Annotated in this window: 11 protein-coding genes and 2 pseudogenes; 4 read left to right on the top strand and 9 right to left on the bottom strand. The window is 40.8% G+C overall.

The features are described 5' to 3' along the window. A partial coding sequence (locus H6G26_RS42180) for a hypothetical protein (protein ID WP_206757579.1) occupies positions 1–238 on the bottom strand: 238 nt, incomplete at its 3' end. Positions 239–834: 596 nt separating this feature from the next. On the opposite strand from H6G26_RS42180, the gene H6G26_RS43985 reads away from it, so the two are divergent. Next, complete coding sequence (locus H6G26_RS43985) at positions 835–3,237, top strand: calcium-binding protein (protein ID WP_190735584.1); 2,403 nt, start codon at positions 835–837, stop codon at positions 3,235–3,237. Positions 3,238–3,371: 134 nt separating this feature from the next. Here H6G26_RS43985 and H6G26_RS34315 read toward each other — a convergent pair. The 3 genes and pseudogenes from H6G26_RS34315 to H6G26_RS34300 all read right to left on the bottom strand — a co-directional run. Further along, positions 3,372–4,259 (bottom strand): annotated as a pseudogene (locus H6G26_RS34315) (transposase); the annotation flags it as partial. Between the two features lie 6 nt (positions 4,260–4,265). Continuing rightward, a pseudogene (locus H6G26_RS43185) lies at positions 4,266–5,218 on the bottom strand (ISAs1 family transposase). A 207-nt stretch (positions 5,219–5,425) separates the two neighbouring features. Continuing rightward, positions 5,426–5,965, bottom strand: coding sequence for a glutathione S-transferase family protein (locus tag H6G26_RS34300; RefSeq protein ID WP_242054085.1), 540 nt, complete (start codon positions 5,963–5,965; stop codon positions 5,426–5,428). A gap of 329 nt (positions 5,966–6,294) precedes the next feature. Between H6G26_RS34300 and H6G26_RS43980 the strand changes: the two genes are divergently transcribed. Beyond that, complete coding sequence (locus H6G26_RS43980) at positions 6,295–6,420, top strand: hypothetical protein (RefSeq protein ID WP_277883942.1); 126 nt, start codon at positions 6,295–6,297, stop codon at positions 6,418–6,420. 107 nt (positions 6,421–6,527) lie between these two features. Here the strand turns inward: H6G26_RS43980 and H6G26_RS34295 are convergent, their stop codons facing one another. Next, positions 6,528–6,851: a hypothetical protein gene (locus H6G26_RS34295; RefSeq protein WP_190735580.1), complete on the bottom strand. Its 324-nt coding sequence runs from the start codon at positions 6,849–6,851 to the stop codon at positions 6,528–6,530. 204 nt (positions 6,852–7,055) lie between these two features. On the opposite strand from H6G26_RS34295, the gene H6G26_RS34290 reads away from it, so the two are divergent. Beyond that, positions 7,056–7,817, top strand: a complete 762-nt coding sequence (locus H6G26_RS34290) for a DUF6748 domain-containing protein (protein WP_190735579.1) — start codon at positions 7,056–7,058, stop codon at positions 7,815–7,817. On the opposite strand, the gene H6G26_RS34285 is transcribed toward H6G26_RS34290, so the two are convergent. Then, positions 7,793–7,972 (bottom strand): hypothetical protein, encoded by a 180-nt coding sequence (locus H6G26_RS34285; protein ID WP_190735577.1) that lies wholly within the window; start codon positions 7,970–7,972, stop codon positions 7,793–7,795. The two genes, H6G26_RS34290 and H6G26_RS34285, sit on opposite strands and share 25 nt — an antisense overlap. A 96-nt stretch (positions 7,973–8,068) precedes the next feature. Between H6G26_RS34285 and H6G26_RS34280 the strand changes: the two genes are divergently transcribed. Then, complete coding sequence (locus tag H6G26_RS34280) at positions 8,069–8,668, top strand: Uma2 family endonuclease (protein ID WP_190735575.1); 600 nt, start codon at positions 8,069–8,071, stop codon at positions 8,666–8,668. Between the two features lie 43 nt (positions 8,669–8,711). Here the strand turns inward: H6G26_RS34280 and H6G26_RS34275 are convergent, their stop codons facing one another. The 3 genes from H6G26_RS34275 to H6G26_RS34265 form a co-directional block, all read right to left on the bottom strand. Continuing rightward, positions 8,712–9,071, bottom strand: a complete 360-nt coding sequence (locus H6G26_RS34275) for a hypothetical protein (RefSeq protein WP_190735573.1) — start codon at positions 9,069–9,071, stop codon at positions 8,712–8,714. Between the two features lie 224 nt (positions 9,072–9,295). Continuing rightward, complete coding sequence (locus H6G26_RS34270; protein ID WP_190735572.1) at positions 9,296–9,529, bottom strand: hypothetical protein; 234 nt, start codon at positions 9,527–9,529, stop codon at positions 9,296–9,298. 57 nt (positions 9,530–9,586) lie between these two features. After that, positions 9,587–9,838 carry a hypothetical protein gene (locus tag H6G26_RS34265; RefSeq protein WP_242054083.1) on the bottom strand — a complete coding sequence of 84 codons (252 nt, stop codon included), beginning with the start codon at positions 9,836–9,838 and terminating at the stop codon, positions 9,587–9,589. Between the last annotated feature and the right edge of the window lie 175 nt (positions 9,839–10,013).

The following is a 10,013-nucleotide window of genomic DNA, read 5'->3' as shown; positions in this document are numbered from 1 at the left end:
GATTACTTCCAAATTTTGGGTGGTCTAGTAAATATGATTGCCAACCCAACACCTTGGTTAATGAAACGTTAGCATTCTTTCTCCTCTGCCCCTCTGCCCCTCTGCTCCCCTGCTCAAGAGCCTCTCTGCTAGGGTTCGTGTATTTTAATCGTAGATTATATCGGATAAAAGATAAGGGTATCTTATTTTGTATTAACATTATTGTACTATAAATGTAGTATGATGTGATTTTAGCCATAAGTTGTCCGATTTTGACAACTTATGGCTTGGATTGAACTCGGACAACTTATGCTTGGATCGAGGAGTAGAAGGAGATATAACATAGAGTCGGATTGATGCTACTGCTTTGCTTGCAAGCTGAACTGTTGGTAGAGCTGAATAATCGGCAGGAGTGAGCCTAACTTTTAGACAACTTTTAGCTGGTTTTTCAACTGTGTGACAAGTGATGCCTTGGTTTCCAACTTTGAGGCAACTTTTGGCTGTATTAGTTTTATGGCAGAAGAAATTTGCCTACGATAGTATCAGTGTTTGACATTCAAGGGCGGACAAGTAATGCCTTGTGGCTTGGGCAGATTTTGTCTAAAGTCACATTATTTGTGTAACGTGAGTTGACGGAACTAAAAAACGGCAGGAGGCAGTGCAGGCAAATCTTTTGGGTAAATGTCAATCCAAGGTTTTTTGGGCAGATAGGTGTAAGCAGCCAAACCAGCCATCAAGTGTGTAAAGTATGCCGAAAAGGTCAAATTTCAATGAAATTTTATGCCCAAAAACAGCACTAAATTCAAGATTGAGAACTGAAATTACTGAAAAAATCGATTTAATTAGGTAAAAATCATGGCAGATATTATTGGAACCAATGGGAATGATACCCTACTGGGCACTGACAGCGCAGACACGATTAAGGGTCTTGCAGGCAACGATAGCATCACCGCTAAACAGGGCAACGACACCCTGATTGGTGGTAGCGGCAAAGATAGATTTGTTTACGACTTCGGCAACGACATATACTTACTCAACCTCGACATAGATACTATCACCGATTTCGGTGGAGTAGGAAAAGGAACAAACCCAACAACAGCAGTTACTGCCGAAGTGGACACCCTAAAATTTCAAGGTGCAGGCTTCACTGCCGAAAATATGCTGCTCATCCAGAATGGTAGCAATCTGGAAATCACCTTTAATGGCATAAATTCTACCAAGGTCATCCTGCAAAACTTTGCCCTGGAAAACCTGGATAACTTGAGCAAATCTACAGGAGCCACTGTAGACTTGGGCAATATAGAGTTTGATAAGCAAACTACTGTTAGTGATAGCTTTGATGTCTTCAATGCCAACTCCACCCAAAGCACTATCTTTAACAAAAATACAGCCACCTTCCTTAATGACCTCGACAATAATGTTAGCGGCTTTGACAACTCAAATGATGTCATAAATGGTCAGGGAGGTGATGACATCATTGATGGCAAAAGTGGCAACGACTTGCTACGGGGTGGCGTGGGCAATGATACTCTCATTGGTGGTGTGGGAAATGATACACTATCTGCTGGTGGGGGGAATAAGCTCCTTAGTAGTATTCATGACATGAGTGCTGACTATAAGTATTTTGAAGGCGATAATAATCTTCTCTCTGGTGGCGATGGCAATGATTCTCTTACTGCTTCTGGCCAACCGCAGCAATCCAGCGCTGGCGCTAGCTATCTTGCTTTTGTCTTAGGCAATAACACTCTCAAAGGAGGTGCTGGTGACGATACATTGAGGACTGACTATTCAACAGGCAATAACCTGCTCTATGGTGGCAATGGCAATGATTCTCTTACTGCATCTACCGACAATTACGTCTCGGGCCCCATTGGCGGCTCTGGCAATAATACCCTCAACGGTGGCGCTGGTAACGATACATTAAAAATTGACAATTCAACAGGCGATAACCTACTCAATGGTGGTGATGGTAATGATTCTCTTACTGCCTCTGGCTTCAGGTATTTCGATAACATTGTTGGTGCCTCAGGCAAGAACACCCTCAACGGTGGCGCTGGTGCTGATTACTTGGATGCTACATATTCAACAGGCAATTACTTACTGGATGGTGGCGTTGGTAGCGATACCTTGGATGTTAGCGCTTCACAAGGCGATAACCTACTTAATGGTGGCGATGGTAATGATTATATCAATGCCTTAATTGGGAGTCCCAGACCCGGCATTATTGATCGCTCTTTAGGCGATAACACCCTCAACGGTGGAGCTGGTAATGATACATTTAATATTAACTATTCAAAAGGCGATAACCTACTCAATGGTGGCGATGGCAATGATTCTCTCTCCGGTTCTGGCTCTTATTATGATGTTTACGTAGGATTCGTCGCCGCTTCTGGCAATAATACCCTTAATGGTGGCGCTGGTGAGGATACATTAAATGTTAACTATTCAGCAGGTAATAACCTCCTCAATGGTGGCGATGGCAATGATTCTCTCTCCGGTTCTGGTTCCTTAGAGGATTACGAAATATACAACGGTTCTGGCTCTGATTCTGATGTTCACGAATTCTTCGTCGCTTCTGGCAAGAATACCCTCAACGGTGGTACTGGTGACGATACATTAAATATTGACTATTCATCAGGCAATAATCTGCTCTCTGGAGATGATGGCAATGATACTCTTAGTGCCTCTGGCTATAAATATGACAAACAGGGCGAGTCTGGCAAAGGAGTCTATTACAGAACATTAGGAAATAATACCCTCAACGGTGGCGCTGGTGCTGATAACTTAATTGTTGATTATTCAACAGGCACTAATTTGCTCTTAGGGGGCGATGGCAACGATACTCTTAGTGCATACAGCGCATTAGGTAATAACACTCTTAATGGTGGTTCTGGTAATGACATCATCACGGGTGGCAACGGTAATGACATCCTAATTGGAGGGGATGGTGCTGATACCTTTGCTTTCAATAGTTACAATGGGGGCATTGATAGTCTTTATGACTTTAACGCCACTAATGAGTTGATTCAGGTATCGGCTACTGGTTTTGGTGTCAATTTAGCAACACCTTCACTTAATCAAAGTCAGTTTACCATCGGCACATCTGCAATCACTAATGCTCAACGATTCATTTATGACAATGTTACAGGTGGACTGTTCTTTGACCTTGATGGCAGTGCGTCTGGGTTTACTCAGGTAAAATTTGCCCAATTATCTGCTGGATTATCACTCACCGAAAACAATTTTGTGGTTGTTTAATTGTAATTAGCGCTCCATTAATAAGCGAAAAATCTTGAGAATGCCAGGTACTTTAGATAGCATCTTGCATTCAATTTATTAATGCAACTTGGGTTAATAGAGAATAGTGTTGGGTTATCAATACCTTTGCCAATTTACGAGGGTTCAACGCCCGTAGAAACGGCATGAATACGACCTAAAGAAGTAAGCTTGGCAAAAATCTGAGTTAATAAAATAGGCTCAGGCATTTCCGGAAGCATTTTTAAGATTTCACGGACATATCGAAAACCACGATAGTGAGCTTTAAGATCAATAATGCCGGAGTCAAGATTAAGGAGACGAAAATCAGACAGAAGATGATGGGATAAGTTGACCATAAAGAATGCTAGATTCGCAGCATTAGTCACCGCAGTTTGATTGAGATTCATAAAGTCTTCCAATCCCAAAAATTGCTTGGCATCACGGAAGTTAAACTCGATTTGAAAGCGGAGTTTGTAGTAATCTATTATTTTGTCGAATGATAATTCCAAGTCGCTAGAGAATAGAATTACATGGCTGCAAGCATTAGTTTTAAGATTGGTTTTGACCAAAATTACTACATTGAGAGCCTGGGCAAATTCTTTGTGAAGCAGAGTAGCTTGATAAATATCAGTTTGAATCTCATCCTCAATAACACTTTTACATAAATATTTGTCAGGTATATTACGATGATCAATCTTATCACCGTATTTACGACGAGAGCATTTACTGGAGTCAGGATTTTTATAAGGGATGTATAATGCTGAATCATGGCGCAACTTGGAAATTATGTGCAAGTTAACTTGTCGAGCCATCTGGAAAGCGTTATTGTTACCAAAGTGTCCATCTAGCACTAAGTACCTAAGGGGAATAAAATCACCTAATAACTTGAAAAGGGAATTAATCATTTTCTGAATCCGTAGTAATTCAGATGTTAATATTACCTCAGTTTTATTCTTGTTCTTACTTCCTTTTGGTCGCCCACGCTTACGTTTTTGTTGAGGTTTTACCTCTGCGGTTGGTGACCAGGGCTATTTCATTCTAAAAAGCTGCTTGAGTGTGTCTAGTCCAAAAGAACATAAACGTTGAGCTTGTGCCATATTTTCAAACATATTACTGCGATATAAATTAAGTGAAAAATTGCGAGCAAGCGCAAAAATTTGAGGAAGAGGAGTAGTGCGAATTCTAGATTTATCTTCGCCTTGAGTAACGTCTCGAACATAGTGGACTTTATTCTCAACACCCCAATATCCTCTGATACGTTCAGCAAAGGCTTGCGCCGTTTCACTTAAAGATGAAATATAATAACGGGTTTCATTAGTTACTTCAATCACATTGTGTGTGAAAACCTGACGCTCTGATTTGACTTTAATCAAAGTGGTAAGTCCAGGCCAAGGACGAATACCATCGAGATTTTTACAAATACTGACATGACGCTTTTCGATTCGACCATGCCCTTTATTTATCTGCTCATAAGCCAATTCTGGTGTGAAATTTGTTTTGACATCTTTGAATAAATTAAGCTGATTGCCTTTTAAGGCGGCAATATAATCATTCCCACTATTTATAATCAACTCACAAGTTTTTTTTGAGTATTAATAGCATCAAAAGCAAAGATAACCCCATTGAGAGCCAGTTTGGAAATCAACTCAGGTAAAGCCTTAATTTCATTAGTTTTGGCATCAACTTGAAATGGCTCTAAAATTAAGCCCCGCTCAACAATATAAGAACTAACTAACATAATCGCTGGATGCGAATCCGAGTTAGGGTTATCATTTTCAATCTGATATGAACCCTTGAGGACTTTACCATCTAACCCAACAGTTTCTCCAGTATTTGGTTGTACATTAAAGAATTTGCTCAGACATACGGAATAATCTTCGTAATCTACGTGTAATAAGGCACGACGTACAGTGCTATAAGATGGTAGTCTATTTTTTGGCGGTTGAAAAAGTTCAATCAACGGCTCACGGTAGCTTGAAATCCAGTCTCCAATTGCTAAAAATCCTTTGTTCCCTGCTGCGATGCCTACGGCGGGCTGCGCCTACGCCAATGTGAAAAGTGCCAAAGATAATGGTACATTATGTCTCTGTCCGGCGCGGCGACGGGGGTCTTTTAGACCTGCAAAAGCTTTGATAATTTCGATTTCAGACACGGTAATAGATGCTTGAAGTAGAACTGGCGCTGCATCTTACCATATCGCGTCTACATTTAGAATGAAATAGCCCTGGTAGTAACCCAACCCTGATATAGCTGCAACATCAACAGCGCTCAGAGTTTCATTTAATAGGTAGGCTGAGTTAGTCAACTTTTGCTCAAAAACACCTAAAAGACGATTAATACTGGACTGATATTTAGCTTGAGTGGCAAAATCAGCTTGATTTCCTTTACGGGTTTCGTACCACAATCCCACAACATTATCTATTAAACTGTCTGCTAACTCTTCCCCCTGACGACAGCACAAACGCTCAATGCGCGAGCCTGGATAAAAACTCGGCTGAGGATAAGTCTCGTCTAGATACTCCACAATCAGCGTTGAATCCCAAAAAACGAGACCATTTTCATCCACCAATACCGGAACTTTCCCAATGGGAGATAAACTCAAGAATTCTGGAGATTTATTGTTAATGTCTGTTTCTTTGGGTTCGTAAGTTAGCTGCTTCTCTGCCAGGACAATTCTCACTTTACGAGCGTAAGGTGAACGCTGTGCATAGTATAAGATTCGCGCCATATCGCTGCTATAAATTCAGTTCAATATTGTGATTTCCTATTTTAAATCTAATTTTGAATTGATGAAGCCAAACAAGCCGCTACAAAAGCGCAGGTGAATAACCCTAAAGTGCCTCCGAAGGAAGAGTCTATGTTGATGAGTCTGGCATGGATGAAGGCTCTGGGCTTGGGCTATGGATACTCCAGAGTTGATTGGTTGAAGCATTTTACGAAACGGCACAAAGCTTAATTGTGGAATTTGATTGATGTACGTTTGCTGCCACTTAGAAAAATTGCGAACTACGTTAGCGGAGCGGGGCGTTCGCTTTTAGCGTCTCTAAGAGTTACCCATTGCGAATTGTTCAGTCACCCGAAGCCGTGTTTGTGCCAGCTTGCAAGGAAGGAGGAAGCCGGAGACAGCAAGTCTACTGTGGTCGATCGCTCCCTTCAAGCGGACGAGTCGGTAAAGGATTGTGATTACGCTGTCTGGGGAAACTGTATATACGCCCCAAGGTAAGGCAGTAGAATTGCAAGAGATGATGCGATGGTATCCGATGTGCGCGAGACTCCCGCTTTTTCAGCGATTACAAAGCATCCGTGCGATGTATCGATTCAATCAACTCCTCAACTTCTTCTTCGTCCAGACATTGTTTCACTTGGGTGCTGAACCACTCAAATTCTTCCGGTTCTGTGTCCTGGACTTGGTAGACGAGTAATGTTCCGGCAACGCGGGCAAGAGTAAGAGGTGATGGAGAAACGTGGCTCAGTAGATCGCACGCATTCTGGTATATTTCCATGACTGATGATTCGGACAAAGGAGATCCCAACTGAGCAGAAAGCTGTTTTAGATTTTCCTGAATAGATGAATGGAAGTCTGGCTCTTCGGGATGGGAAAGAGGGTTACTCATAATTGTCGTTCAAATGCCATTGGATTGGGACTGGAAGCAATTAACTTAAGACTTATTAATAAAATGTCATAATTAAATTATTTAACAATTCGCCAAAAAATTTACATGGATGATAGTGGTATATTTTTTTTGTATTTGGCAGCAATTTTTTCAGATATTATTCTAACAAAAGTATTGAACCATTAAACAAGATTTAAAGTTTCCATGAACAAAATATCGCTTAACTACAAATACTCAATCATTCCTCTATTAGGTGCTTTAGTTATTAGCAACGGATTTTTCTCCAAAGCATCTGCTCAAAGCATTTCTACTCTAGACACTACTGATTCTGTTGCCGCCACTGTCGAAAATCAAGAGTTTCCCCAATGGGGATATTACACGGTACGCAGAAATTTTCGCAGATGTGCTTCTCCAATATGCGGTGGATATTTTATAAAGCTTGTCAACTTGAAAGCTACTCCTTGCTTAGATGGTGTTTTTCGCTCCGAATGTTATGTGTCTGCAATTGATTGGAGTTCCCTGAAAGTCTCACCTTACCAACTGGTAAAAATTCAAAATGATGATGGTAGCCGTGTGATTCTCAGAGGTAATATTGTTCCAGTAACATTTCCTGGATTCGGTGAGTTTGGGAATTTGAAAGTTAAAGAAGCGTTCTATGCCGCGACAAATGATCCAGCAAAAGGTACTTTTGTGGACATAAAAGACAATGGCATTCGCTGCATCACAACTCCTTGCTTCTCCACAGATAAGTTGGTTTTGAATAAGCCGAAGATTTCTCAAGTTTCGTCAATCGATTTGAGTCAAGCGGGTGCAACACAAAAACAACTTGACGCAGCAACAAGCGAAATTTTCGATCAAGGTTTGATTGCTGTAGGTAAAACTGAGGTAGTAGAAAACGTAGATCCAACCAAGAGAGATACTAAGTTTGTGGCTACACAATTTTATTTGAGAGTGGAACCAAAGTAAAGGAATTTTAGCTCAGACATTGCATATTCTAGCACTCGTTCCCACTCCCAGCCCCATACCGTCTCTACCAGTATTTCCTTGCCGTTGGTGAATTTGATAAATTCTTGCCCAAAGGCAATAAAACACATCAGCAACGAGGCGATTGGATAGATCATACCCCACTTGGAGGCTGCGGCATTCCACCGTTCAATAGCAATTCTTCTTGACTTTGCAGATAATAGTTTTAGAGCTAATTATTTAAGAGGTTGATTGTGGTCTTTGCTCAAACCAGTCCCCCAGAAGTAATAACAACTCGCCTGACGTTAGACGAGTACCGGGCTATGGAAGAAACAAACCCTGAACGCCATGAATACCGTAACGGAGAGATTATTACTATGTCGGGAGGGTCGGAATCTCACAGTGCCATCGCCAGTAACTTCTTAATTTACTTAGGTTTTTTATTGAGAGACACCGATTTTCGTTTGTATAACAGCGACTTGCGAGTTTGGATTCCTGAATATCACTGTGGGACTTATACCGATTTGATGGTTGTTAATGGCGAACCAGAGTTCAATGGCAATCGCAATGATGAAATTCTCAATCCAATGCTTATTGTCGAAGTTTTATCGCCCTCGACTGAAGCTTATGACCGAGGGGACAAGTTCAGAAAATATCGCTCGATTCCTAGCTTTTGTGAATATCTGCTTGTGAGCCAAACTGAACCATACATTGAACAGTATCATAACTTGGATCGGAACAGTAACGATCGCTGGCTATGGCAAGTTCACTCTAACCTTGAGCGGACGATTATGCTACACAGTTTAAACGTAGAAATTCCCCTGACTGAAATCTATCGTCGGATTAATTTTTAGTAATCGACCACGGGGCGATATTTAGACATCTACCTTCTGAATTTCAGAGCGTAAACTCGTCGCCAAAAGAAGCACTGCCAAGAAAGCTAGAAAAAGTAAACAACATCCAACCCAAACAAATATGCTTTTGGGTTTGCCAATCGTATCTATCTTCTATCGTCGGGATTGTGTTAGCTTCAACGATTTCTAATCCCCAGTAGCCCAACGCACTAATACCAAACAACATAGCGCTGACGATAGATAATTTAGCAATGACTTTGAAAATGCAATTGCTTAAATTAGGCGGTGTTTGAAAGGATTGTCTGTGACGATGATGGATAGTGAGTTTACTTGGAGCTACAACCAAAACACGTTTTGTTTTTTGTTGAGTGAGTTGGCAGACAACTTGTTTATTATCAGTCATGGATCAAACCAAAGCCTGTTGGTTGTAACTAGATTAGCTTCAGTAATTATATTGTAAACTTTCGTCAGTCCAAGGCGGTTAAATTTACATAAAATTTCCATATTCAAAAAAAATATTCTAATGATTAAGTGATGTCATACGAAAAAACCCAGAGGACAAACAAGCGATTAAGCTGAAAGTCAGTTAAAAATATCCCCCAGTGCGGTATGCGCTGGGGGATATTATCAATCTGCCTCAGAGTAATAAATTGGCTCTACATGATCTAATACAGATTCATCAGCGATAATCTGTGTTCGGGTGCTAACTGATCCTACATGTATATCCAAGTCTGGGATATTAATTCCTAGCTGGTCAGATATTTCTCTTATTTTTTGGTATTGAGAATCTATTTCGGCTAGACTGTGGGTAGAATGCCCATACCCCTCTGACTCCCAAGAGCTAACAATTATCTTTGTCATAGCTTTATTCCTTATTGAATTTTGGAATTTTCTCACAATATTTTCCGCCAAGCTGATTTACAAATGTCGCCAGAAGTTTTTACTGATAGTCTTGAGACTGACCACCTTAGTTTCTGTAATTGCTTCAGGAGCATGACTAACAGCCACCGCAGCAGCAATTGGTGCAGGTGTCGCTAACAGAGAATTGAGTAATTCTTGTTGATATTCAATATCTGCTACTGTGCGGTAAACTCTGTGGTAGTCAATTTGCATTCCTAAAGGTGTTGGGACAATTTTCAAATATTCATTAAGAGCAGATATGAATGGCACTAAGAAAAGCTATAAGCTATGCAGGATAAGGACTACAGCTTTAAGGCTCACTCCCGCAGTAATGGCATAAGTCAAGGCGATGGCGGATAGAAGGATGATGTACAATCTAAAAATTTTTTGGAGGTAGAAAAAGCTTACTCGTTCATGAAATACTTTCTTTGAGACGAGCAAGCAA

The sequence above is a fragment of the Nostoc sp. FACHB-888 genome (assembly GCF_014696655.1).
Classification (GTDB): domain Bacteria; phylum Cyanobacteriota; class Cyanobacteriia; order Cyanobacteriales; family Nostocaceae; genus Nostoc.
Note: the sequence above shows the minus strand (reverse complement) of the source record. Positions and strands in the feature narration are given on the sequence as shown.

What these genes read in the sequence shown, in the direction of transcription:
- H6G26_RS34290 (WP_190735579.1), top strand. Translation starts at nt 7,056, where the DNA reads ATGAACAAAATATCGCTTAACTACAAATACTCAATCATTCCTCTATTA.
- H6G26_RS34295 (WP_190735580.1), bottom strand. Translation starts at nt 6,851, where the DNA reads ATGAGTAACCCTCTTTCCCATCCCGAAGAGCCAGACTTCCATTCATCT.
- H6G26_RS34300 (WP_242054085.1), bottom strand. Translation starts at nt 5,965, where the DNA reads ATGGCGCGAATCTTATACTATGCACAGCGTTCACCTTACGCTCGTAAA.
- H6G26_RS43985 (WP_190735584.1), top strand. Translation starts at nt 835, where the DNA reads ATGGCAGATATTATTGGAACCAATGGGAATGATACCCTACTGGGCACT.
- H6G26_RS34270 (WP_190735572.1), bottom strand. Translation starts at nt 9,529, where the DNA reads ATGACAAAGATAATTGTTAGCTCTTGGGAGTCAGAGGGGTATGGGCAT.
- H6G26_RS34275 (WP_190735573.1), bottom strand. Translation starts at nt 9,071, where the DNA reads ATGACTGATAATAAACAAGTTGTCTGCCAACTCACTCAACAAAAAACA.
- H6G26_RS34285 (WP_190735577.1), bottom strand. Translation starts at nt 7,972, where the DNA reads ATGATCTATCCAATCGCCTCGTTGCTGATGTGTTTTATTGCCTTTGGG.